The 23,884-nt window shown below is 71.0% G+C and carries 21 protein-coding genes; 14 read left to right on the plus strand and 7 right to left on the minus strand.

The genetic code is table 11. The features are described 5' to 3' along the window. Positions 1-29 precede the first annotated feature (29 nt). Positions 30-2,426, plus strand: a complete 2,397-nt coding sequence (locus tag AC5JJ1_RS26050; RefSeq protein WP_495788035.1) for a 1-deoxy-D-xylulose-5-phosphate synthase N-terminal domain-containing protein — start codon at positions 30-32, stop codon at positions 2,424-2,426. On the opposite strand, the gene AC5JJ1_RS26055 is transcribed toward AC5JJ1_RS26050, so the two are convergent. Then, positions 2,423-3,376, minus strand: coding sequence for a TIGR03557 family F420-dependent LLM class oxidoreductase (locus tag AC5JJ1_RS26055; RefSeq protein ID WP_495788036.1), 954 nt, complete (start codon positions 3,374-3,376; stop codon positions 2,423-2,425). The two genes, AC5JJ1_RS26050 and AC5JJ1_RS26055, sit on opposite strands and share 4 nt — an antisense overlap. A gap of 105 nt (positions 3,377-3,481) precedes the next feature. Between AC5JJ1_RS26055 and AC5JJ1_RS26060 the strand changes: the two genes are divergently transcribed. Beyond that, on the plus strand, positions 3,482-4,729 hold the full coding sequence (locus AC5JJ1_RS26060; protein WP_495788037.1) for a cation:proton antiporter: 1,248 nt from the start codon (positions 3,482-3,484) through the stop codon (positions 4,727-4,729). Positions 4,730-4,844: 115 nt separating this feature from the next. Continuing rightward, positions 4,845-6,200: a glycerophosphodiester phosphodiesterase family protein gene (locus tag AC5JJ1_RS26065; protein WP_495788038.1), complete on the plus strand. Its 1,356-nt coding sequence runs from the start codon at positions 4,845-4,847 to the stop codon at positions 6,198-6,200. 121 nt (positions 6,201-6,321) lie between these two features. Here the strand turns inward: AC5JJ1_RS26065 and AC5JJ1_RS26070 are convergent, their stop codons facing one another. Together AC5JJ1_RS26070 and AC5JJ1_RS26075 are read right to left on the minus strand one after the other, a co-directional pair. Continuing rightward, the gene (locus tag AC5JJ1_RS26070) at positions 6,322-7,833 is read right to left on the minus strand and encodes an aldehyde dehydrogenase family protein (RefSeq protein WP_495788039.1); all 1,512 of its coding nucleotides are present in this window, start codon (positions 7,831-7,833) and stop codon (positions 6,322-6,324) included. Between the two features lie 63 nt (positions 7,834-7,896). Further along, positions 7,897-8,196, minus strand: a complete 300-nt coding sequence (locus tag AC5JJ1_RS26075) for a hypothetical protein (RefSeq protein ID WP_495788040.1) — start codon at positions 8,194-8,196, stop codon at positions 7,897-7,899. Between the two features lie 130 nt (positions 8,197-8,326). On the opposite strand from AC5JJ1_RS26075, the gene AC5JJ1_RS26080 reads away from it, so the two are divergent. The 3 genes from AC5JJ1_RS26080 to AC5JJ1_RS26090 all read left to right on the plus strand — a co-directional run bounded on the left by AC5JJ1_RS26080 (position 8,327) and on the right by AC5JJ1_RS26090 (position 12,075). Beyond that, positions 8,327-9,763: a malonyl-CoA decarboxylase gene (locus AC5JJ1_RS26080; RefSeq protein ID WP_495788041.1), complete on the plus strand. Its 1,437-nt coding sequence runs from the start codon at positions 8,327-8,329 to the stop codon at positions 9,761-9,763. Between the two features lie 83 nt (positions 9,764-9,846). After that, entirely contained in the window at positions 9,847-11,058 is a 1,212-nt protein-coding gene (locus tag AC5JJ1_RS26085; protein ID WP_495788042.1) for a CaiB/BaiF CoA transferase family protein, read from the plus strand. 30 nt (positions 11,059-11,088) lie between these two features. Continuing rightward, positions 11,089-12,075 (plus strand): YheT family hydrolase, encoded by a 987-nt coding sequence (locus AC5JJ1_RS26090; protein WP_495788043.1) that lies wholly within the window; start codon positions 11,089-11,091, stop codon positions 12,073-12,075. Here the strand turns inward: AC5JJ1_RS26090 and AC5JJ1_RS26095 are convergent. Genes AC5JJ1_RS26095 through AC5JJ1_RS26105 form a run of 3 tightly spaced genes read right to left on the minus strand, consistent with a single transcriptional unit; the run spans position 12,044 to position 15,143 of the window. After that, a complete protein-coding gene (locus AC5JJ1_RS26095; protein ID WP_495788044.1) occupies positions 12,044-12,835 on the minus strand; it encodes an SDR family NAD(P)-dependent oxidoreductase in 792 nt (263 codons plus the stop codon). The genes AC5JJ1_RS26090 and AC5JJ1_RS26095 overlap by 32 nt on opposite strands. Further along, a complete protein-coding gene (gene hemB, locus AC5JJ1_RS26100; protein ID WP_495788045.1) occupies positions 12,832-13,854 on the minus strand; it encodes a porphobilinogen synthase in 1,023 nt (340 codons plus the stop codon). The genes AC5JJ1_RS26095 and hemB overlap by 4 nt, the downstream gene beginning before the upstream one ends. Beyond that, positions 13,851-15,143, minus strand: a complete 1,293-nt coding sequence (locus AC5JJ1_RS26105; protein WP_495788046.1) for an O-acetylhomoserine aminocarboxypropyltransferase/cysteine synthase family protein — start codon at positions 15,141-15,143, stop codon at positions 13,851-13,853. The genes hemB and AC5JJ1_RS26105 overlap by 4 nt, the downstream gene beginning before the upstream one ends. A 167-nt stretch (positions 15,144-15,310) precedes the next feature. On the opposite strand from AC5JJ1_RS26105, the gene rpiB reads away from it, so the two are divergent. Genes rpiB through nrdR form a run of 3 tightly spaced genes read left to right on the plus strand, consistent with a single transcriptional unit; the run spans position 15,311 to position 17,509 of the window. After that, a complete protein-coding gene (rpiB, locus tag AC5JJ1_RS26110) occupies positions 15,311-15,754 on the plus strand; it encodes a ribose 5-phosphate isomerase B (RefSeq protein ID WP_495788047.1) in 444 nt (147 codons plus the stop codon). 4 nt (positions 15,755-15,758) lie between these two features. Next, positions 15,759-17,060, plus strand: coding sequence for a serine hydroxymethyltransferase (glyA, locus tag AC5JJ1_RS26115; protein ID WP_495788048.1), 1,302 nt, complete (start codon positions 15,759-15,761; stop codon positions 17,058-17,060). Continuing rightward, positions 17,057-17,509 carry a transcriptional regulator NrdR gene (gene nrdR, locus AC5JJ1_RS26120; protein ID WP_495788049.1) on the plus strand — a complete coding sequence of 151 codons (453 nt, stop codon included), beginning with the start codon at positions 17,057-17,059 and terminating at the stop codon, positions 17,507-17,509. Before glyA ends, nrdR begins: the two co-directional genes overlap by 4 nt. Positions 17,510-17,518: 9 nt before the next feature. On the opposite strand, the gene AC5JJ1_RS26125 is transcribed toward nrdR, so the two are convergent. Beyond that, entirely contained in the window at positions 17,519-18,919 is a 1,401-nt protein-coding gene (locus AC5JJ1_RS26125; protein WP_495788050.1) for an MmgE/PrpD family protein, read from the minus strand. Between the two features lie 101 nt (positions 18,920-19,020). Here AC5JJ1_RS26125 and AC5JJ1_RS26130 point away from each other — a divergent pair, with 101 nt between their 5' ends. From AC5JJ1_RS26130 to AC5JJ1_RS26150, 5 genes are all read left to right on the plus strand, one after another. Further along, on the plus strand, positions 19,021-19,980 hold the full coding sequence (locus AC5JJ1_RS26130) for a lytic murein transglycosylase (RefSeq protein WP_495788051.1): 960 nt from the start codon (positions 19,021-19,023) through the stop codon (positions 19,978-19,980). Beyond that, complete coding sequence (locus AC5JJ1_RS26135) at positions 19,977-20,870, plus strand: septal ring lytic transglycosylase RlpA family protein (protein ID WP_495788052.1); 894 nt, start codon at positions 19,977-19,979, stop codon at positions 20,868-20,870. Before AC5JJ1_RS26130 ends, AC5JJ1_RS26135 begins: the two co-directional genes overlap by 4 nt. Before the next feature lie 110 nt (positions 20,871-20,980). Next, on the plus strand, positions 20,981-22,240 hold the full coding sequence (locus AC5JJ1_RS26140; RefSeq protein ID WP_495788053.1) for a D-alanyl-D-alanine carboxypeptidase family protein: 1,260 nt from the start codon (positions 20,981-20,983) through the stop codon (positions 22,238-22,240). Further along, entirely contained in the window at positions 22,240-22,860 is a 621-nt protein-coding gene (gene tmk / locus AC5JJ1_RS26145) for a dTMP kinase (protein ID WP_495788054.1), read from the plus strand. Before AC5JJ1_RS26140 ends, tmk begins: the two co-directional genes overlap by 1 nt. Next, complete coding sequence (locus AC5JJ1_RS26150; RefSeq protein ID WP_495788055.1) at positions 22,857-23,873, plus strand: DNA polymerase III subunit delta'; 1,017 nt, start codon at positions 22,857-22,859, stop codon at positions 23,871-23,873. The genes tmk and AC5JJ1_RS26150 overlap by 4 nt, the downstream gene beginning before the upstream one ends. Positions 23,874-23,884: the final 11 nt, after the last annotated feature.

Raw genomic sequence — 23,884 nt, forward strand, 5'->3', positions numbered from 1 at the left:
GGCCTGTCCAAGAATGCGGGAGGGGCCCGGTGAACGTCCTGGCGAATGGCGCATCCAACCTGGTGCGGGCCGACCGCGAGTCGGAAGGCGGGCGGCTGCGGCTGATGCATGCCATGGAGCGTAAGCTCCTCTGGCTTTCCGCCTGGATGATCCACCATGCCAATCACGTCCGGCCGAACCGGGACGGGCTGAAGGTGGGCGGGCACCAGGCCTCCTGCGCCTCCGTCATCTCGATCATGACCGCGCTCTACTTCGAGATCCTGAAGCCCGAGGACCGGCTGGCGGTGAAGCCGCATGCCGGGCCGGTCTTCCATGCCGTCAACTACCTGTTCGGGCGACAGGAGCGGGCGAAGCTCGAGACGCTGCGGCAGTTTGGCGGCATCCAGCCCTACCCGTCGCGGGTGAAGGACGGCGCGGAGGTCGACTTCTCGACCGGCTCGGTCGGCCTCGGCGTGGCGCTGACCAGCTTCGGCAGCCTGGTGCAGGACTACGTGCACCTGCACGGCCTGGCGCGGCCCGGCGTGCCGGCGGGGCGGCACATCGCCATCGTCGGCGATGCCGAGCTCGACGAGGGCAACATCTACGAGGCCCTGCTCGAGGGCTGGAAGCACGATGTCCGCCATGTCTGGTGGATCATCGACTACAACCGCCAGAGCCTCGACTCCGTGGTGCAGGACCGGCTGTTCGGCCGGATCGAGGGCCTGTTCCGCGACATGGGCTGGAATGTCGTCACCCTGAAATACGGCCGCAAGCTGGAGGCGGCCTTCGCCCGCGAGGGCGGCGAGGCGCTGCGCCGCTGGATCGACGACTGCCCGAACAGCCTCTACTCGGCCCTCACCTTCCAGGGGGGCGCGGCCTGGCGGGCGGCGCTGCTGACCGATCTCGGCCGGGAGGATGGCATCCGCGCCATCATCGACCCGCTCTCCGACGAGGAGCTGGGCGCGCTGATGACCAATCTCGGTGGGCATGACGTGGCGGCGCTGCTGGAGGCCTTCCGGGCGCAGGATGCCGCGGGCGACCAGCCGACCTGCTTCATCGCCTACACCATCAAGGGCATGGGCCTGCCCTTCGCCGGGCACAAGGACAACCATGCCGGGCTGATGACGCGCGAGCAGATGGCCGGCTTCAAGCGCGAGATGGGCATCGAGGACGGCCAGGAATGGGAGCCCTTCGCCGGGCTCGATGTGTCGGAGGCGGAGCTGCGCGCCTTCGTCGAGGGTGCGCCCTTCGCGCGGAAGCTGGCGGAGGAGGGGCGGCGGCTGGCTGCCCCGACCGTCCCGGTGCCGGAGGCCTTCCCGATGCCGCGGGTGCCGGCTGGGCGGAAGCTCTCGACCCAGGCGGCCTTCGGCGAGGTGCTGGCCGAGCTCGGGCGGGGGCAGGGGGCGGCGGCGCCGATCGCCGGGCGGATCGTCACGACCAGCCCGGATGTCACCGTCTCGACCAATCTTGGCGCCTGGGTGAACCGGCGCGGCGTCTTCGACCGGCACCTCAAGAACGACGTGTTCCGGGATGCGAAGCTGGCCTCCGCGCAGCGCTGGGGCATGTCGCCGGAGGGGCAGCATATCGAGCTCGGCATCGCCGAGCAGAACCTGTTCCTGCTGCTCGGGGCGCTCGGCCTTTCGCACTCGCTCTACGGGGCGCGGCTGCTGCCGGTGGGGACGGTCTACGACCCCTTCGTCAACCGCGGCCTCGATGCGCTGATCTATGCCTGCTACCAGGATGCGCGCTTCATGTTGGTCTCGACGCCCTCGGGCCTGACCCTTGCCCCGGAGGGCGGGCAGCACCAATCGGTCAACACGCCGCTGATCGGCATCGCCCAGGACCGGCTGGCGAGCTACGAGCCGACGCATGCCGATGAGCTCAGCATCCTGATGCGCTGGGGCTTCGAGCACATGCAGAAGCCGGACGGCAGCGCGGTCTGGCTCAGGCTCTCGACGCGGGGGCTGGAGCAGCCGCCTCGGAAGCTCGACCCGGCGGCGGTGGTCGCGGGCGGGCATTGGGTGGTGGCGCCGGCGCCGGGGGCGCGGATCGCCATCGCCTATCAGGGGCCGGTGGCGCCGGAGGCCACGGCCGCCTTCGAGGAGCTTCGGACGGAGGAGCCGGGGGCGGGCCTGCTCGCCATCACCAGCCCGGACCGGTTGCATGCCGAGTGGCTGGCGGCGCGGCGGAAGGCCCGCGGCGGCTTCGGCGCGCCGAGCTGGGTGGAGCAGCTGCTGGCGCCGCTGGCGCCGGATGCGGCGCTGGTCACGGTGCTCGACGGTCACCCGGCGGCGCATGCCTGGCTCGGCGCGGTGCGCGGCCAGCGCGTGGTGCCGCTCGGCGTCGACCGCTTCGGGCAGGCGGGGGACATCCCCGACCTTTACCGCGAATACGGCCTCGACGCCGACAGCATCCTCGATGCCTGCGCGCAGGCGCTGCTGGGCTAGCGCAGGGCAGGGGCCAGGGCGCGGCGGAAGAAGGCGATGAAGCCCTCCTGGTCCGGGCCGATCTGGTTCAGGATCAGGTGGTCGAAGCCGGCCTTGCGGAAGGTCTCGATCCGCTCGAGGAAGGCCGCCGGCTCCGGCCCGGCCGGCACCTGGGCGGCCATCATCTCGGGCGCCACATGCTCCGTCGCGGCGGCGAAGGCCTCGGTGCTTGGCAGCTCCGCCATGACCTTCCAGCCGGTCACCGACCAGCGGGCGTAGTGACGGGCGGTCTTGAGCCCCTCCTCCTTGCTCGGGGCGAAGCAGACCGAGATCTCGGCATAGCAGGGGCCGGTGCCGCCGGCCTTGCGATAGGCTTCGACCAGCTCCGGCTTCGGCTCGGTGGCGATCAGCCCGTCAGCCTTGTGGGCGGCCAGGCGCGAGGCCTCGGGCCCGCCGGAGGCGAAGATCACCGGCGGCTTGCGCTGCGGCCGGTCGAACAGCCTTGCATGGTCGAGCTGGAGGTAGCGGCCGCGGTAGTTGCTCAGCTCTCCGGTCAGCAGCCCCTGGATGATCTCCAGCGCCTCGCCCATCCGCGCATGGCGCTCGCCGACCCCGGGCCAGCCCTCGCCGACGACATGCTCGTTCAGCCGCTCGCCGGCGCCGAGGCCGAGGGTGAAGCGGTCCTCGCTCAGGATGGCGAGCGTCGCGGCCGCCTGGGCGATGATCGCCGGATGGTAGCGCATGATCGGGCAGGTGACGGCCGTCATCAGCCCAATGCGGCTGGTCGCCTGCGCCATGGCGCCGAGGACGGACCAGGCGAAGGAGGCGTGGCCCTGCTCCTCCACCCAGGGCGAGAAGTGGTCGGAGATGGCGGAGAATTCGAAGCCTGCTGCCTCGGCGGCAACGAGGTTCCGGACGAGGGCGCGCGGGGCGTGCTCCTCCGCCATCAGCTTGTAGCCCAGGATGGTCATGCGCGGGGTGCCTCGCCGGAGGGAAGGATGCGGGTGGCAACGTAGGGCCCGAGGAACGGTTGCGCCGGCGCCGCGCTAGCCGGCCATCGCCGGAGGTATCGCCCCTTGCTCTCGCTGCTGGACCTGGCTGCCTTGCTGCTGACCCTATCGGCCGGGTTCGGCTGGCTCAACTACCGCTTCCTGAAGCTGCCGAGCTCGATCGGGTTGCTGGGAATGGGGCTGGTAGCCTCGCTGCTGATGGTGGGCCTCGACCTCGCCTTTCCGCAGGAGCCTCTGCACCGGGCACTGACGCAGGCGCTGCAGGCTATCGACTTCGAGAAGACGGTGATGGACGGGCTGCTCGCCTTCCTGCTCTTCGCCGGGGCGCTGCATCTCGACATCGGGGCGCTGCGGGGGCGGGCGCTGCCGGTGGCGGTGGCGGCGAGCCTCGGCACGGTGATCTCGACGGGGGTGATCGGGGGCGGGCTGTGGCTGGCCTCGGGGCTCGTCGGCCATCCGCTGCCGCTGGCCTGGGCCCTGGTCTTCGGCGCGCTGATCAGCCCGACCGATCCGGTGGCGGTGCTCGGGACGCTGAAGGCGGTGAACGTGCCGCGGGCGCCGGAGACCGACATGTCCGGCGAGTCGCTGTTCAATGACGGCGTGGGGGTCGTCATCTTCTCGCTGCTGGTGGCGGTGGCGCTGGGCGAGCATGCCGGTCCGGACGACATCGCCCTCCTCTTCCTGCGCGAGGCGGTGGGCGGGGCGGCGCTCGGGACGCTGACCGGCTTCGTCGCCTACCACATGACGCGGCGGGTCGACGAGCATGCGCTGGAGGTGATGCTGTCGCTGGCATTGGCGACCGGGACCTACGCCCTGGCGCAGTCGCTGGAGACGAGCGGGCCGATCGCGGTCGTGGCGGCGGGCCTGCTGCTCGGCAACCGCGGCGCCCGGCTCGGCATGAGCGAGCGGACGCGGCGCTATGTCTTCGGCTTCTGGGAGGTGGTGGATTACGGGCTGAATGCCACGTTGTTCCTGCTGATCGGCCTCGAGGTGCTGGTGATGCGCTTCGAATCCGCGTTCCTCGGCATCGCAGCGCTCGCGGTGCCGCTGGCGCTGGGCGGGCGCTTCATCGCGGTGGGGACGACGGTGCTCGGGCTGCACCGGCTGGTGTCATTCTCGCCCGGGACCGTCGCGCTGCTGACCTGGGGCGGGCTGCGCGGCGGCATCTCGATCGCCCTGGCGCTGTCCCTGCCCGAGGTCGACGAGAAGCCGGCGCTGCTGGCGGCCACCTACGCTGTGGCGGTCTTCACCGTGCTGGTGCAGGGCGGCAGCCTCGGCTGGGTGGCGCGGCGGCTGGTGCCGAAGGCGGGCTGATGCAGAGTGCATACAATATAACGTGCCTGTCACCGAGCCGTCATGCCGGCGTTGCCCGCCGCCCCTAGCCTCCGCCGCCAAGGCCGCATCGAGGCGGGCCAGGGAAGGGGAATCGATGAACGACTTCAATACGCTGGACGGCAATGCGCCGGAGGTCATCGGCCATCGCGGGGCGAGCGGCTACCGGCCGGAGCACACGCTGGAATCCTACAGGCTCGCCATCGAGCTCGGCGCCGACGTGGTGGAGCCCGACCTCGTCGTCACCAGGAACGGCGTGCTCATCGCCCGGCACGAGAACGACCTGAGCGGCACCACGGACGTCTCCGAGCGCCCGGAATTCGCCGACCGGGAGACGACCAAGGAGATCGACGGCCAGGAGATCACCGGCTGGTTTGCCGAGGACTTCACCCTGGCCGAGATCAAGACGCTCTACGCGCGGGAGCGCATCCCCGAGATCCGGCCGGACAATGCCGAGTACGACGACCTCTACCGCATCCCGACTCTCGACGAGATCATCGAGCTGGTGCGCCAGGAGGAGGCGCGGACGGGGCGCGAGATCGGCATCATCCCGGAGACGAAGCACCCGACCTTCTTCCTGCAGGAGGGCACCTACCTGGACGGCACGGCGATCCAGCAGGACACCAGCCGGCTGCTGATCGACGCGCTGGTGCGGGCGGAGTTCACCGACCCCGACCGCGTCACCATCCAGTCCTTCGAGCTCGGCAACCTGATCAAGCTGCAGCAGGAGATCATGTCGGAGGCGGATGTCGACCTGCCGCTGGTGCAGCTGCTCGGGGGCTCCTACGACCTCGCCTTCAATTTCGACCCGGGCAAGGCGTCGCTCGGCGCCGACCCCTCGGTCTACGACGAGCTCGGCCTCGACCTGTCGATGGAGAGCGCGGTCAACGAGGACCTGGTGAGCGCCGAGGCGCTGCAGGCCATGGCGCGGGTCTATGCTGAGGCGATTGGGCCCTACAAGGACTACATCCGCCCGGTGGTCGAGCTGGAAACGCCGGTGGACGGCAATGGCGACGGCCGCGCCGAGATCACCCGCAAGCTCACCGGCGAGACCACCTCGCTGGTCGAGGAGGCGCATGCGGCGGGGCTGGAGGTGGTGCCCTACACCCTGCGCCGGGAGGAGAGCTTCCTTTCGCTCACGCCGGAGGGCAAGGTCGAGACGCCGACCGAGGAGGCGCGGGCGTTGATCGAGATCGGCGTCGACGGCTTCTTCACCGACAACCCGGATATCGGCCGCGGCGCGGTGAACCAGGAATTCGAGGCCCGCAACTGGGAAGGCGCTGACTGGAACGCCATCGCCGCCGAGGCAACGCGGAATTTTGAGCGCACCGGGACGTGGTACGTCTCGGGCATCGGCTTGGGCGACCCGGACCGCGCCGAGGTGACGGACTGGAACGCCGTCGCTGCCCAGGTCGAGGCGAACTACGCCGCCACGGGGCAGTGGTTCGTCTGAGCCGGGATCGGCGCGCCTGATGCCCTTCCGCGGCTTTGCCGCGAAAGGCGGTGTAAGGCCTCAGGGATGAGGCGAGCATAGGGGACCCCACGAAGCCGCTGCGCGGCTCCGTAGGGAGTTCTCAGCCCATGTTCACCATGATCGTCTTCTTGTGGGTGAAGTGCTCGAGCATCGCCTCGAGCGAGGCCTCCTTGCCGAGGCCGCTGCTCTTCACCCCGCCATAGGACAGGTTGGCCTGGACGACGAGGTTCTGGTTGATCTGCACGAGGCCGGCCTCCAGCCGGTGCGCCAGGTCGAGCCCGACCTTCAGGTTGTTGGTCCAGAGCGAGGCCGCGAGTCCGAACTCGCTGTCATTCGCCTCCTCCAGCACCGCCTCGGCATCGTCGAAGGGTGCGATGACCGTGACCGGTCCGAAGATCTCCTCGCGCACCAGGCGGCTGTCGCGGCCGAGGCCGGTGAAGATCACGGGCTGGATGAAGAGGCCCTTCTTCAGCGCCGGGTCGCTCGGCATGGCGGAGCAGACATGGGCGGTCGCGCCCGGCGTCTGCGTGCCCTCCTCGATGAAGCCGCGGACCTTCTCGAGCTGGCCTTGCGACACGATGGTGCCGATGTCGGTCTTTTCGTCGAGCGGGTCGCCCATGGCCATGTTGTTCACCGCGTCCTTCATCGCCGCGACGAAGCGGTCGAAGATCGGGCGCTCGACATAGATGCGGCTGGCCGCGGTGCAGCTCTGGCCCTGGCGGGTGAAGCGCATGGAGGTCAGCGCGCCGCTCACCGTCTTGTCGAAGTCGCAATCGGCGAAGACGATCATCGGCGACTTGCCGCCGAGCTCGAGCGTCACCGGGATCAGCTTCTCGGCCGCGGCGCGGGCGACGATCTTGCCGGTCTCGACGCTGCCGGTGAAGGTAAGCTTGCGAACTAGCGGGTGCTCGACCAGCGGCGCGCCGCATTCCGGGCCATAGCCCGAGAGCATGTTGAAGACGCCGGCAGGCATCACGCGGTTCATCAGCTCGCAGATGCGCAGCACGGCAAGCGGCGCCTCCTCGGCGCTCTTGACCACCACCGCATTGCCGGCGACGAGGGCGGGCGCCACCTTCAGCGCCATCAGCAGCATCGGCACGTTCCAGGGGATGATCGCGCCAACGACGCCGAGCGGTTCGCGCACCGTGACGCTGAGGACGTTCGGGGCGAAGGGCACGCTCTCGCCCTTCAACTCACTCCCCAAGCCGCCGAAGAACTCGAAGATATCGGCGACGACGCCGGCCTCGACGCGGCTCTCGGTGCGGAGCGCCTTGCCGGTCTCGAGCGCGATGAGGCGGGCGAGCTCCTCCTGGTGCTCCTTCAGCAGGGCGGCGCATTGGTGGACGAGGGCGCCGCGCTTCCGCGCCGGCATCCTGGCCCAGTCCTTCTGCGCCTTGGCGGCGTTCTGCACGGCGGCGTCGACATCGGCCGCATCGCCCTCGGCGGCGCGGGCCACCTCCTCGCCGGTCGCCGGGTTGACCACGGCAAAGGACTTGCCGTTGCGGCCGGGAACATAGCCGCCGCCGATGAAGTGGTAGCCGGAGAGCGCCTTCGCCAGGGCGAAGGGGTCTAGGCTGGGGGCGGCAGGGGTCGGCATGGGCCGGTCGAGCATGGGATCCTCCGGGTCTGTGCGCGGACCATGGCGCCGGGGTGGGGCTTCCGCAAGGCCGGTCGGTCAGCGCGCCTTGCCCCGCCAGCGGAGCGATTGCGCGTTCAGCGCCGGCAGCAGCGCGGGCTCGGCCCGGATGCGCTCGGCGATGGCGACGGCCTTCCCGAACTGCTCCGCGGTGAGGTGGCGGATGGCCGGGCGGCGTACCGCCTCGTGCCAGGGGCGGCCGAGCGCGGCGTCAAGGCAGACCCGCATGAAGCAATGGTCGAGGCGGATGGGCCAGCCTTCAGCCGCCGCCATGCCGGGCAGGACCTCGCGCATCAGCGCCAGCCAGCGGGCCTCGAGCGGGATGCGGGATTGTTCCAAGGACGTCTCCTCCTCCGGCGCAGCCGATCGCCCGGGCCGGCGTTGCTGCGGATGCCGGCCCGGTTCAGTGTCGCGGCAGGGACATACGGCTTGAGCCCTCCGCCGCCAGGGGGGGCAAGGGGAGGAGCGCATGCCATCCAGTGCCTCGGGCCTCGCCGACAGCCGCACCTGGCTGGAGCGGGTATGGTCCAGCATCGCCGACCGCGGGCGGGACTATGCCGATGTCCCCTCGGGCCGCCTGCCGCCCATCGACCGGGCGCGGCGGCTGGCCGAATCCCTGCTCTCGGAGCGCGGCGAGGCCTCGGGGGCCGCCGTCGCGCGGGAGCTGCGCGACAGCCTGGCGCAGCTGGCGGGGGAGGACCGGGTCGTCTTCTTCCGCTTTCTGGCCGAGGGTTTCGGGCCCGACCCGGACCGCCTGCGCCAGGCGGCCGAGGCCTGGCTGGCGGACCCTTCGGTGGAGGCCGCCGCCCGTCTCGCCGAGGCGGCCGAGCCGCCGCGGCAGGAGCTGCTGCGGCGGATGAACATGGCCCCCGGCGGCACCGCCGCCCTGGTCGGGCTGCGCGAGGAACTGGCCGGGCCTGCCCGGAACGAGCCGGTGCTTCGCGTGCTGGATGCCGATCTGCGGCATCTCTTCGCCTCGTGGTTCAACCGCGGCTTCCTGGAGCTGCGGCGGATCGACTGGCAGACCCCGGCGGCGGTGCTGGAGAAGCTGATCCGCTACGAGGCGGTGCACGAGATCCAGGGCTGGGATGACCTCCGCCGCCGGCTCGATGCCGACCGGCGCTGCTTCGCCTTCTTCCACCCGTCCCTGCCGGGCGAGCCGCTGATCTTCGTCGAGGTGGCGCTGGTGCAGGGCCTGGCTGCCGCGGTGCAGCCGCTGCTGGCGCGGGATGACCCGTCGGGCGATCCGGCACGGGCCGACACGGCGATCTTCTATTCCATCTCCAATTGCCAGGAGGGGCTGCGGGGAATCTCCTTCGGCAATTTCCTCATCAAGCAGGTGGTGGAGGAGCTGAAGGCGGAACTGCCCCAGCTCGCCAGCTTCGCCACCCTCTCGCCGGTGCCGGGGCTGCGGCGCTGGCTGGAGCGGATGGAGGAGGCGCCGTTCCGCGCCGAGGAGGAGGCGCTGCTGACCGCGACGGCGGGAAAGGCGGACGCGGCCTCGGCCTTCCGGGCGCTGACCGAGGGCGAGTGGTGGCGGGACGAGGCGAAGCGGGAGGCGCTGCGCGGGCCGCTGCTCCGCCTGGCGGCGACCTATCTCACCCGGCCTGCGGCAGGGAAGGCGAGCATCGACCCGGTGGCCCGCTTCCATCTCGGCAACGGCGCGAGGCTCGAGCGGGTGAACTGGCTCGGCAACACCTCGGCCCGCGGCATGCGCGAAAGCTTCGGGGTGATGGTCAATTACCTTTACGACCGCGACCAGATCGAGGCCAATCACGAGCGCTTCGTGGCGTCGGGCCATGTGGCACGCTCCGCCGCGGTGGAGGCGCTGATGCAGGCGCCGTCGCGCTCCGCCCTGGCACGCCTGCTGGGCGGCGAGGAAAAGGCCGGGGCGCGGCCGGGCTGACTTGGGGACGGCCGGGCTGGATGTTGCCGTGAGGCTGGGGCATCAGAGGAGAGGATCATGGCCGCGAGGGGAGGGAGAGGGTGATGCAGGACGGAGTGAAGGGCGGGCCGCTGCGGGGGCTCAGGGTGCTCGACCTGACCCGGGTGCTGGCGGGGCCCACCTGCACGCAGATGCTGGGCGACCTCGGCGCCGAGGTCTTCAAGATCGAGCGGCCCGAGGCCGGCGACGACACCCGCGGCTTCGCCCCGCCCTTCGTGCCGAACACGCGGGAGAGCGCCTATTTCGTCGGCGTGAACCGTAACAAGAAGTCGGTCACCCTCGACCTTGCCCGGCCCGAGGGCCAGGCGGTGATCCACCGGCTGCTCGGGCATTGCGACATCCTGGTCGAGAATTTCAAGGTCGGCGCGCTGGCGAAATACGGCCTCGGCTGGGAGCATCTGCGGGAGCGGTATCCGCGGCTGATCTACTGCTCCATCACCGGCTTCGGCCAGACCGGGCCCTATGCGCCGCGGCCCGGCTATGACGCGCTGATCCAGGCAATGGGCGGCGTCATGTCCCTGACCGGGGAGCCGGGCGGGTCGCCGCAGAAGGTGGGCGTGCCGGTCGCCGACCTCTTCGCCGGGCTCTATGGCTGCATCGGCATCCTCGCCGCGGTGAACCATCGCAACGCGACGGGGGAAGGGCAGCAGATCGACATCGGCATGCTGGATACCCATGTCGCCTGGCTCGCCAACCAGGGGATGAACTACCTGGCAACGGGCGAGAACCCGCCGCGCCTCGGCAACCAGCATCCGAACATCGCGCCCTATCAAGAATTCCCGACCAAGGATGGCTACATCATCCTGGCCGTCGGCAACGACCCAACCTTCGAGCGCTTCTGCAAGGCGAACGGGCTCGAGCATCTGCTGGCCGATGAGCGCTTCGCCACCAACCCGAAGCGCGTCGCCAACCGGCAGCTCGTCACAGAGACGCTGACGCCGGTGATGCGGTTTAAGACGACGGCCGAATGGATCGAGGCGCTGGAGGCGCTGAAGATCGGCTGCGGCCCGATCAACACGCTGGAACAGGTCTTCGCCGACCCGCACGTCCAGGCGCGCAACATGGTGCTGGAGCTGCCGCACGCCTCGGGCGAGACGGTGAAGGTGATCGCCAACCCGGTGAAGCTCTCGGCGACGCCCCCCGAGTACCGGAGCCCGCCGCCCGTCCTCGGGCAGCACACGGAGGAGGTGCTGGGTGGGGTTCTCGGCATGTCGGCCAAGGAGATCGCGGGGCTGCGGGAGAAGGGGGTCCTGTAACCGCGGCGGCGGCAGCGCGTTGGCGGTGGCATGACGCCATCGCCCGTGCCCTTCCGCCCGCGGCCGCCCTGGCTGGGCGGCACCTTGCAGACGCTCCGGGCGCTGCGATGGCCCTGGCCGGCGCGGCTGCCGCCCGGGCATCGCCTCTGGCTGCCGATGGCGGATGGCGATGCGCTGGCTGCCATGCTCCATCTACCAGGTGCGGAGCATGGGCGGCCGCTGGCCGTGCTGGTCCATGGCCTGACCGGGACGGAGGACGATCCCTATCTCCGCGAGGCGGCGGCCGCGCTGTTGCGGCGGGGCTTCCCGGTCCTGCGGCTGAACCTGCGCGGCAGCGCCCGCAGCCTCGCCCGCAGCACCAGCCATTACCATCTCGGCCGCAGCGAGGACCTGGCAGAGGCGCTCGCGGTGCTGCCGGAGGCGTTGACAGGGCAGGGGTTGGTGCTGGCCGGCTGGTCGCTCGGCGGGGCGCTGGTGCTCAACCTGCTCGTCCGCGAGGGGGAGGCGCTGCCCGCCATCCTCGGCGCCGCCGCCATCGGCCCGCCGCTGGAGCCGGAGGCGGCCTATGCGGCGATCGACGCCAACCCCGTCCTCGGCCGGGCCCTGCTGGCGCTCTACCGGCGGGAGGTGCTGGCCGTGCCGGCCACCGACCTGCCCGAGCCGCTGCGCCAGGCGGCGCGGCGAGCCGGCTCGCTGATGGAGTTCGAGGCGCAGGTCACGGCGCCCCGCTTCGGCTATCCCTCGCTCGCCGTCTTCTTCGAGGTGAACCGCCCGGCCGCCGCCCTGCCGCGGTTGCGCGTGCCGACCTTGCTGGTCATGGCGGAGGACGACCCGCTGGTGCCGGTCTCGGTGATGGACGGCATCGACTGGGCAGAGTGCCCGGCGGTGCTGCCGCTGCGGGTCGCGGGCGGCGGGCATTGCGGCTTCTACGACCGGGACAAGGAAAGCCTCGCCGCCCGGGCAATCGGCGCCTTTTTCGAGGGGCTCAGTAGCCCGGGCGGGGCGTCAGCTCCATGATGACCTGGCCGAGCCCACCATCGACCAGGATCTCGCCGCCGGTCACATAGGAGGCACGCGCGCTGGCGAGGTAGATCACCGCATCGGCGATGTCCTGGGGCGTGCCGATGCGGCGGAGCGGCAGCATGGCCTCGCGCCGCTCCTTCACCCCCGGCGCCTGGTAGAAGCTCTCCGACATCGGCGTGCGGATCAACCCGGGGCTCACGACGTTGCTGCGGATGCCGTCCGGGCCCCATTCGAGCGCGAGCTGGCGGGAGAGCATGGCAACGGCCGCCTTGCTCGGGCTGTAGCCGCCGCTGCGCGGCTGCGGGTTGCTGGCCGCGATCGAGGCGATATGGACCAGGGAGCCGCCACGCCCGAGCATCTGCGGCCGGAAGGCCTGGGCGCAGAGCAGGTACCCGGTGAGGTTCACCGAGAGCAGTGTGTTCCACTCCTCGAGGGGCAGGGTGGCGAGCGGCCCGGCGCGCAGGATCCCGGCATTGTTCACCAGGATATCGGCCGGGCCCAGCTTGTCGGCCGAGGCGCGGGCGGCATCGGCGATGCTCGCTTCCGACCCGGTGTCGCAGGCGATGGCGGCGACGCGGCCGCCGGCGGCGGTGAGCTGGCCCTCGAGCGCCAGCAGCCCATCCTTCTCTCGGTCAAGCAGGGCGACGGCGGCACCGGCATCGACAAAGGCGACAGCGATGGCACGGCCCATGCCGCCCGCGGCGCCGGTGACGACCGCGATCTTGTCGGCGAGGCCGAGCCAGTCGGTGTTCATGACCGGGCGCGGAGCAGCCGCGCCGCCTCCACCGCGAAATAGGTGAGCACGCCATTGGCGCCGGCGCGCTTGAAGCCGAGCAGGCTCTCCAGCATGGCCCGCTCATGCTCCAGCCAGCCATTGCGGACCGCGGCCACGATCATCGCGTACTCGCCGCTCACCTGATAGGCGAAGGTGGGGACGCCGAAGCGATCCTTCACCCGGCGCACGATGTCGAGATAGGGCATCCCCGGCTTGACCATGACCATGTCGGCGCCCTCGGCCAGGTCGAGCGCCACCTCGCGCAGCGCCTCGTCCGAATTGGCCGGGTCCATCTGGTAAGTCTTCTTGTCGCCGCGCAAGGCCCTGCCGCTGCCGACCGCATCGCGGAAGGGGCCATAAAAGGCGGAGGCATACTTCGCCGCATAGGACATGATGCGGGTGTCGATCAGCCCGGCCTCGTCGAGCGCCGCGCGGATGGCGCCGATGCGGCCGTCCATCATGTCGGAGGGGGCGATGACGTCGATGCCGGCCGCGGCCTGGTTCACCGCCTGGGTGACGAGGATGGCGACGCTGTCATCGTTATGGACATAGTCGCCCGCCGGAGTCTCCCGGATCACCCCGTCATGGCCGTGGTCGGTATAGGGGTCGAGCGCCACGTCGCCGACCAGGCCGAGCTCGGGGAATTCGCGCTTCAGCAGGCGTGCGGCCCGGCACATCAGGTTCTCGGGGTTGAGCGCCTCGGTGCCTTCGGCATTCTTGAGCTCGGGCGGCGTCATCGGGAAGAGCGCGATGGCGGGGATGCCGAGGCTCGCCGCCCCCTCCACATGGCCGGCGAGCCGGTCGAGCGTCACGCGGACGACGCCGGGCATGGAGGCGACATCGGTGGTCTGGCCGGTGCCCTCGCGGATGAAGATCGGCCAGATCAGGTCGTCGACGGTGAGGGTGTTCTCGGCATTCAGCCGGCGCGTCCAGGCGTCGCGCCGGTTGCGCCGCATGCGTGTCGCCGGGAAGGCCCCGACGGGGGCGCCGATGCTCATGCCGCCTCCAGCGCCTGGGCGAGGTCGGCGATGATGTCCTCCACATGCTCGATGCCGATGGAGAGGCGGACATAGCCGGGCGTCACGCCGGTCGCCGCCTGCTCCTCGGCGGAGAGCTGGCTGTGGGTGGTCGTCGCCGGATGGATGGCGAGCGAGCGGGCGTCGCCGATATTGGCGACGTGGTAGAGCATCTTCAGGTTGTCGATGAAGCGGGCGCCGGCCTCGGCGCCGCCCTGCATCTCGAAGCCCATCAGGCTGCCATAGCCGCCATGCAGCGCCGCATCGGCCCGGCGCCTGGCCTCGCCGGTCTGCACGCTCGGGTGGATGACCTTCGTCACCTTGGGGTGGGAAGAGAGGTAGGCTGCGACCTTCAGCGCATTGGCGCAATGCCGCTCCATCCGCAGCGGCAGCGTCTCCAGCCCCTGGAGGAACATGAAGGCGTTGAAGGGCGACATCGGGGCGCCCATGTCGCGCAGCAGGCAGGTGCGCATCCGCAGGATGTAGGCGATGGGGCCGAGCGGCTTCGCCGCCTGGGTCCAGACCGCGCCATGGTAGCTCGGGTCCGGCTGGTTCAGGGTCGGGAAGCGGTCGCCGCCGGCCTCCCAGTCGAAATTGCCGCCATCGACCACGATGCCGCCGATGCTGGTGCCATGGCCGCCGATGAATTTGGTCGTCGAATGCATGACGACCGCGGCGCCTAGGGCGAGCGGCTTGCAGATGATGGGGGCCGCCGTGTTGTCCATGATCAGCGGCACGCCGAGGCGGCGGCCGATGGCGGCCACCTGCTCGATCGGGAAGACCTGCAGCTTCGGGTTCGGCAGGACTTCGGCATAGTAGCAGCGGGTGCGGGCGTCGGTGGCGCGGGCGAAGCCCTCCGGGTCGGCCGGGTCAACGAAGCGGACCTCGACGCCGAACTGCTTCAAGGTATTGGCGAAGAGGTTCCAGGTGCCGCCATAGAGGTCGGTCGAGGAGACGATGTTGTCGCCGGCCGAGCAGAGGTTCAGCACGCTGAAGCTGGTCGCCGCCTGGCCGGAGCCGACCGCGAGCGCCGCCACCCCCCCTTCGATCGCCGCGACCCGTGTCTCGAGCGCGTCGCAGGTCGGGTTCATGATGCGGGTGTAGATGTTGCCGAGCTCGGCCAGGCCGAAGAGCCGGGCGGCATGGCCCGTATCCTGGAACTGGAAGCTCGTCGTCTGGTGGATCGGCACGGCGACCGAGCCGGTGGTGGGATCGGCCCGGTAGCTGCCGCCATGCAGCGCCAGGGTCTCGGGATTGGTGCTGTTGACCATGGGGTGCTCCTCCGCTCGCCTATCCGTGCCATGTCCGGGGCCGGGACGGAAGCGGGATGAGAGAGGCGCCGGCCGGGGATCGGTCCGGCCGGGTGCGGGCCGGGGTTGCGCCCAAGCCCTTGTGGGCACCATATCCGGCGAGGCCCATTGCGTGGTAGGGACGCCGCATGACCCAGCTCACCATCGCCATCGGCGGGGACCATGCCGGCCTGCCGCTGAAATCCGTGCTGCAGCAGGCCCTGGCCGAGGCTGGCCACCAGCTGGTCGATGTCGGGACCAACTCCGCCGAGAGCGTCGACTATCCGGATTTCGCCCATCGCGTCGCCACCGCGGTGGAGGCCGGGGAAGCCCAGTACGGCGTGCTGGTCTGCGGGACGGGTATCGGCGTGCAGATCGCGGCCAACCGCCATGGCGGCATCCGCGCGGCGGTGCTGCACTCCGCCACCGAGGCGCGGCTGACCCGGGCGCATAACGATGCCAACATCGCCTGCTTCGGCGCTCGCACCACCGGGCCGGAACTCGCGCTCGCCGCGCTCCGGGCCTTCCTCGCCACCGAATTCGAGGGCGGGCGGCATGCCCGGCGCCTCGCCAAGCTTGCTCCGAAGGGGTGACGCCATGAACGAGACCACCGCCTACCGCATCCCGGACCGCTTCTTCAGCGCCTCGGTCGCCGAGGCCGACCCGGACCTCGCCGCTGCCATCGGGCAGGAGCTCGGCCGGCAGCAGGACGGCATCGAGCTGATCGCCTCGGAGAACATCGTCTCCCGGGCGGTGCTCGAGGCGCAGGGCTCGGTGCTGACCAACAAGTATGCCGAAGGGTATCCGGGCCGGCGCTACTATGGCGGCTGCGAATTCGTCGACGTGGCGGAGACGCTGGCGATCGAGCGGGCGAAGAAGCTGTTCGACTGCGGCTTCGCCAACGTGCAGCCGCATAGCGGGGCGCAGGCCAACCAGGCGGTGTTCCTGGCGCTGCTCCAGCCGGGCGATGCTTTCATGGGCCTCGACCTGGCGGCTGGCGGGCATTTGACCCATGGCTCGGCGGCCAACCTTTCCGGCAAGTGGTTCAAGCCGGTGCCCTATACGGTGCGCCGGGAGGATCAGCGGATCGACATGGCGGAGGTCCGCCGGATCGCGCTCGAGAACAAGCCGAAGCTGATCATCGCGGGCGGCTCGGCCTATGCCCGGGTCTGGGACTTCGAGGCCTTCCGCGAGATCGCGGACGAGGTCGGCGCCTGGTTCATGGTCGACATGGCGCATTTCGCGGGGCTGGTCGCCGGTGGGGCACACCCCTCGCCCTTCCCGCATGCGCATGTGGCGACCACGACGACGCACAAGACGCTGCGTGGGCCACGCGGCGGCATGATCCTCACCAATGACGAGGCGCTGGCCAAGAAGTTCAACTCGGCCGTCTTCCCGGGTCTGCAGGGCGGGCCGCTGATGCATGTGATCGCCGCCAAGGCGGTGGCCTTCGGCGAGGCGCTGAAGCCCGAGTTTCGCGCCTATGCCCGGGCCGTCGTCACCAATGCGGTGGCGCTGGCGGAGGAGCTGAAGGCGCAGGGCCTCGACCTCGTCACGGGGGGGACGGAGAACCATCTGCTGCTGGTCGACCTGCGGCCGAAGGGGCTGACCGGCAAGGCGGCGGAGGGGGCGCTCAACCGCGCGCACCTCACTTGCAACAAGAACGCCATCCCCTTCGACCCGGAGAAGCCGATGGTCACCTCCGGCGTCCGCCTTGGCACGCCGGCCGGCACCACGCGCGGCTTCGGTGAGGCGGAGTTCCGCGAGGTCGGCCGGCTTATCGGCGAGGTGCTGGACGGGCTCGCGCGGGCCAATGATGCCACGGCCAACTCGGCCGTGGAGGAGAGCGTGAAGGCCCGGGTCCTCGCCCTCTGCCAACGCTTCCCGATCTATCGATGAAGTGTCCGTATTGCGGCAGTGACGATACCCAGGTGAAGGACAGCCGCCCGGCGGAGGACGCGGCGGCCATCCGCCGCCGGCGCTCCTGCCCGGCCTGCGGCAGCCGCTTCACCACCTTCGAGCGCGTGCAGCTCCGCGAGTTGACGGTGCTGAAGACCGATGGCCGCCGGGCTCCCTTCGACCGGGAGAAGCTGGCGCGCTCCATCCGCGTCGCGCTGCGCAAGCGCCCGGTCGACGAGGACCGGGTGGAGCGCATCGTCAACGGCATCCAGCGCCGGTTGGAGACCGAAGCCGATGCAGAGGTGACCTCGCGCCAGATCGGCGAGATCGTCATGGAGACGCTGAGGGAGGTGGACCAGGTGGCCTATGTCCGCTTCGCCAGCGTCTACCGCAATTTCGGCGAGGCGCGGGACTTCCGCGCCTTCCTCGGCCAGCTCGAGGACAAGTAGGACCGGGGATTACTCCCCGGCGAGCCTCGCCGCCATCATCGGCGCGCCAAGCCGCAGCATGCCGTTCACATCCGCCGCCCGGTCGAGGCCGATCACCGCATCGGCCAGTTGCACCGCGCGGTCGCGGCCGAGCACGGCATCGACCAGGCCGTGGAACTTCGCCCTCAGCTCCGCCTCGGTGAGGAAATTCTCCGGCTCGCCCTTGGCAATCTTCACCAGCCGGACATGCTGCTGCCCGCGCGCCCGGAGCGTCAGCTTGCCGGACATGTAGTCGGGGAAGAGGGCCTGGACCTCCGGATCCTCGACGCAGTTGACCTTGGGGAGGACGCTGCGCACCGCCGGGTCCTGCAGATGGGCGTAGCTGTCCCAGCCCATATGGCCGTGCACCAGGCCGCAGGCGACGACGAAGGGGCCGCTGAACTGGCCGTCCACGACATTCTGCGGGTTCTGCTTGTAGGCGAGGGGGGCGCCGACCAGCAGCATGCCCTTGTTGGGCAGGCCCATTGTGACGGCCTCGATCTCCTCGGCCTTCAGCCCGAGCTCTTGGTGGAAGGCGATGGCGGCGTCGATGCAGGCATGGCCGTAGCGGCAGGAGGGGTAGGGCTTAACCGCCGTGTTCATCAGCTCGAACTGGTGGCCGAGGCCCTGGAGGGCGCGCTCAGGCGTCGGTTTCGGCGCATAGGCGCGGAGGAAGCCGGCCTTGCCCTCGAAGGCCTCGGAGGCGCCGCGGAAGCCCTCCCGTGCCAGGGTCGCGGCGGCGAGGCCGTTCATCGCGCTCCAGCCGACCTGGAAGCGTTTGGTCCAGGCGCCATTCGCCAGGAATTGCAGGCTGCCGGCGGCCTGGGAGAGGGCGATGCCGAAGGCATCCTGCATCCCGCGGGCGTCGAGGCCAAAGACCCGTGCCGCGGCGGCGGCCGCGCCGAAGGCGCCGCAGGTGGCGGTCGGGTGATAACCGCGATCGTAGTGGTCGCCGCCCGGCAGGGCCAGGGCAAGGCGGCACGTCACCTCATAGCCGGCGACGATGGCCGAGAGCACCGTGCGTCCATCGGCCCCGACCATCTCGGCAGCCGCCAGCGCTGCGGGAATCACCGGCGCGCCAGGGTGCAGGGTGCCCGCCGCATGGGTGTCGTCGAAGTCGAGGCTGTGGGCGAGGGCGCCATTCAGCATCGCCGCCCCGGCTGGGGTGTAGCGCGCGGAATCGCCGAGCACGGCGGAGCCGCCGGCGGCGAGGCCAAGGGCGCGGGCCGCGGCGAGCAGGGCAGGGGTGCTCTCCGCGTCGTGCCGGCCGCGGATGATGTTGCCGACCAGGTCGAGCACCAGGAAGCGCGTGCGCTCCTGCACCTCGGCGGGCAGCGCCTGGAAATCGAGCGTCGCGCAATACTGGGCGATGGTTTCGGTGACGGCGGCCATGACGTTTCCCCTTCTGTCCCGCGATCCTAGCACCGCCTTTCCGGCTTTGAAGAGCACGTCATGGTTGCGGAAAGGGTGGGGCTCATGGCACCTGTCGCGCCATGCTCCCACGCCGCTTGTTCCTTGCCGTTCCGGTGGCGCTCGCCGCGCCGGCCCGCGCCGCCACCTCTGGCTTCGATGCCTTCCTCGACGGCGTGCGCAGCGATGCCCGCCGTGCCGGGGTCTCGCCCGCCACCCTCCAGCGGGCGCTCACCGGCCTCCGCCCGAATGACCGGGTGCTGGAGCTGGACCGGAAGCAGCCCGAAGGGTCGATGAGCTGGGAGGAGTATCGCGACCGCATCGTCTCCCAGACCCGGATCGAGAACGGACGGCGGAACTACGGCGAGAGCCGCAGCCTGCTCTCGGCCATCGGCACCCGCTTCCGCGTCGATCCCCGCGTGATCGTGGCGATCTGGGGGATGGAAACCAATTTCGGCACCAATACCGGCGGCTTCGGGGTGATCGAGGCGCTGGCGACCCTTGCCTGGGACGGGCGGCGGTCGAGCTACTTCCGCACGGAGCTCCTCGCCGCGCTGAAGGTACTGGATGGCGGCCATGTCGCGCCCGCCCGCATGAAGGGCAGCTGGGCCGGGGCGATGGGCCAGCCGCAATTCATGCCGACCAATTTCGACCGGCTGGCCGTCGACTTCGACGGCGACGGGCGGCGTGACATCTGGGACAGCCGCGCCGATGCGCTGGCCTCCATCGGCAACTACCTCGCCCGCCATGGCTGGCGGGAGGAGGAGCCTTGGGGCCAGGCGGTGCTCGTGCCCCCCGGCTTCGACCAGGAGCGGGCCGAGACGGACAGCCGGCGGCCGCTGCGCGAATGGGGGCGGATGGGCTTCCGCCGCGTCGATGGCGGACCGTTGCCGGCCTCCGACATCGAGACGGGTCTCGTCCTGCCGCGCAACGGCACCACGCAGGTCTTCCTCTGCCACAAGAATTTCCAGGTGATCCGCCGCTACAACCCGCCGGTGAACTACGCATTGGCCGTGGGGCTGCTCTCGGACCGCGTCGGTTGAGGCTGGCTGCCGCCCTGGCGCTCGCCCTGCTGGCGGCGGGATGCGATCGCCAGGCGCCGCCTGCGCCCGCCGGCCGGTACACGCTCGGCGTGCCCTATTCGCTGGGCGGTGTCTGGTCCTATCCGAGGGAGGATTTCGGGCTCGAGGAGAGCGGCATCGCCGCCGTCCTGCCGCGCGGGCGCCCAGGCCAGCCCACCGCCAATGGCGAGGTCTATGACCCGGACCGGCTGGTCGGCGCCCACCGCACCCTGCAGCTGCCGGCCGTCGTCTCGGTCTGGAACCTCGAGACCGGGCGGGAGGTCCGCATCCGGGTCAATGACCGTGGGCCGGCCCAGCCGGGGCGGATCATCGGCCTGTCGCCGCGGGCGGCGCAGCTGCTCGGCATCCCGGCCGGTGGGGCGGCGCAGGTGCGCATCCGGGTCGAGACCGGGCCGAGCCAGGCCCTCGCCGGCGCCCTGCCGAGCCCGGACCGGCCGGCGCTCGCGCTCGCCGCCGCGCCCCGCGCCGCCGTCGAGCGCGAGGCGCTGCCGCCGCTGCCCGGCGCGCGCGAGGCGGTGGCGCGCCCCGTCCTCGCCCAGACGACCGCACGGCCGCTTGCCGAGGCTCGGCCCGAACTGCCGCCCGATCCGCTGCCGGAGACGGTGACGACCCGCGCCGCACGGCCGGGGCGCTTGCTGGTCGAAGCGGGCAGCTTCTTCCGCCGTGACCTGGCGCAGCGGCAGGCGGCGCGGATCCCGGGCGTGGCGCCGAGGGTCGAGCCCTTCGGCGGCGGGCGGCAGCCGCAGTACCGGGTCGTCGCCGGGCCTATCCCGGACATCGCCGCGGCCGACCGAGCCGTCGGCGCCGTGCTGCGGGCCGGGCTGTCGGAGGTTCGGCTGCTGGTCGAATAGCGTTCCGCAAGCCACGCCAGCGTCTCGTTTTTCGGTCGGTGCACACAAGGCCTTGAGCGGCAGGGGTGCAACAGCGTATGCGATGCGCACCGCACCGGAGTCAGCCCGCCATGCCATCCCGCCCTGATGCCCCGAAGCCCGGGGTCCTGGGTTCCACCCGCCGCGGCCTGATCCTGCCCGCCGCCGCGGCGCTGACCTCGGCCAGCCTGCCGGCCTTCGCCCAGCCGCGGAGCGGCAACGCCCCCCGGCCCGGCATGGCGCGCAATGCGCCCTCCGGCCCGGCGCCGACCCCGGCCAGCACGCCGCTCGGCCCCTTCGACACCATCGCCCGCCAGGCGCTCATCATCGACGCCGACACCGATGCGGTGCTGCTCGAGAAGAACGCCGATGAGCGGATGCCGCCTTCCTCCATGTCGAAGCTGATGACCATGTACATGGTCTTCAGCATGCTGAAGGAAGGGCGGCTGAAGCTCGACCAGGAGCTCCCGGTCAGCGAGCGCGCCTGGCGCATGCAGGGCAGCAAGATGTTCGTCCAGATCGGCAACACGGTGCCGGTCGAGGCGCTGATCCGCGGCGTCATCGTGCAGTCGGGCAATGATGCCTGCATCGTGCTGGCCGAGGGCATCGCCGGCTCCGAGCAGCAATTCGCCGAGATGATGAACGAGACGGCGAAGAAGATCGGCCTGACCGACAGCAACTTCCGCAACGCTACCGGCTGGCCCGACCCGGAGCACCGGATGACCTGCCGCGACCTGGCGCGGGTCGGCCGGCGGATCATCAACGACTTTCCGGAATACTATAGGTACTACAACGAGCGCAGCTTTACCTGGAACAACATCACCCAGGAGAACCGCAACCCGACGCTCGCCCGCGTGCCCGGTGCCGATGGGCTCAAGACCGGCCACACGGAGGAGGCCGGCTACGGCCTCACCGCCAGCGCCAGGCGGGGCGACCGGCGGCTGATCCTCGTCTTCAACGGCCTGCCCAGCATGCGGGCCCGTGGCGAGGAAAGCGAGCGGCTGCTGGAATGGGGCTTCCGTGAGTTCGAGAATGTCGTGCTGTTCCGCGCGGCCGACGTGATCGAGGAGGTGCCGGTGCATCTCGGCGACCGCAAGACGGTGCCGCTGGTCGGCGGCAAGGATGTCGTCGTCACCCTGCCGCGGCAGTGGCGCCAGCGGCTGCAGGCCAAGCTGCGCTACGACGCGCCGATCGCGGCGCCGGTTCAGAAGGGCCAGGAGCTCGGTCGGCTGGAGGTGGGCGGGCAGGGCGTGCCGAACCTTTCCCTGCCGCTGCAGGCCGGCGCCGATGTGGACAAGCTTGGCCTCGTCTCTCGCATCCCGGCGGTGATCGGCCGCTGGATCGGCGGCTGATGGGGCGGGGCCGCTTGATCACGCTGGAAGGCGGGGAGGGGGCGGGCAAGTCCACCCAGGCGGGGCGGCTCGTCGCGGCGCTGGCGGCGGAGGGTATCCCCGTCCTCCGCACGCGGGAGCCGGGCGGGGCGCCAGGGGCGGAGGCCGTCCGCGGCGTGCTGCTCGGGCAGGGGCCGTGGGACGGCGTCGCGGAATGCATGCTGCATTTCGCCGCAAGGCGGGAGCATGTGGAGCGGACCATCCGGCCGGCGCTCGACGCCGGGACCTGGGTGGTCTCCGACCGCTTCGCGGACTCGACGCTGGCCTATCAGTGCTTCGGCCAGGGCGTGCCGCGCCGGGTCTTCGACGCGCTGGCGGCGGTTGCGCTGGAGGGGCTGAAGCCTGACCTTACGCTGGTGCTCGAAATCGAACCCCAAGCGGGCCTCGCCCGTGCCGCCGCCCGTGGCGACGCCAATCGTTACGAGGCCATGGACCCGGCCTTCCACGCCCGGGTCCGCGACGGCTTCCGCGCCATCGCCGCGGCGGAGCCGGAACGCTGCCTGCTGCTGGACGCGAGCGACACGCCGGAGGGCGTTGCCGGCGAGATCCTGAAGGCCGTGCGCCGCCGCCTGCTGCCGTGACACCGCACGAACCCCGCGCCAACCCCGACCTCGTCGGGCATGACGATGCCGCGCGCACGCTGGAGGAGGCAGCGCGCTCCGGCCGCCTGCCGCATGCCTGGCTGATTGCCGGGCCTTCCGGAGTCGGGAAGGCGACGCTCGCCTATCGCTTCGCCCGCTGGCTGCTGGCCGGGTTGCCCCCGGCCAGGCCAGGGCAGGTGCCGCTCCACCTGCCGGAGGACCACCCCGTCTTCCGCCGGATCGCCGCCGGCGCCCATGCCGACCTCTTCAGCATGGCGCCGAATACCGGGGAGCGCGGCAAGAAGGAGGTGCTGCGCGCCGAGGATGCCCGCGCTGCCCTCCGCTTCATGGCAATGACCGCGGCCGAGGGCGGCTGGCGCGCTGTCGTCGTCGAGGAGCTGGAGCGGGCGGAGCGCGAGGTCGTCCCCAACATCCTGCTGAAAACGCTCGAGGAGCCGCCGCCGCGCACCGTGCAGCTGCTCGTCACCAGCGCGCCGGACCGGCTGCTGCCGACCATCCGCAGCCGCTGCCGGCGGCTCGACCTGGCACCGCTGCCGGCGCCGGCGATGGAGGGGCTGCTCGGCCGCTGGCTGCCGGAGCTCGGCGGGCCGGAGCGATCAGGCCTCGCCCGCATCGCCGATGGCTGCCCCGGCCGCGCCCTGCTGCTGGCGGAAGGCGAGGGGCTCGCCCTCCAGGCCATGGTGGAGGAGGTTCTAGCCGGCCTGCCGCGGCTCGACCCGCGTCGGGCGCAGGACATCGCCGACCGGGTCACGGCGCGGCGGGATGCGGCGGCGCTCGCCACCTTCATGGCCCTGCTGCGGCGGGCGATGGCGGCCGGGCTGCGCGGCGCGGTGCGCGAGGGGGCGGCGCTGCCCTGGGCCGAGGGCCGCTCGCTTGCCGAGTGGTCCACCCTGTGGGAGAAGCTGGGCCGCCTCGCGGACGAGACGGAGCGGTTGAACCTCGACCGCAAGCAGGCCGTCCTGAGCAGCCTCGGGATGCTCTCGCTCCGCTGAAAGACGCAGCC

Source organism: Belnapia sp. (assembly GCF_059504005.1).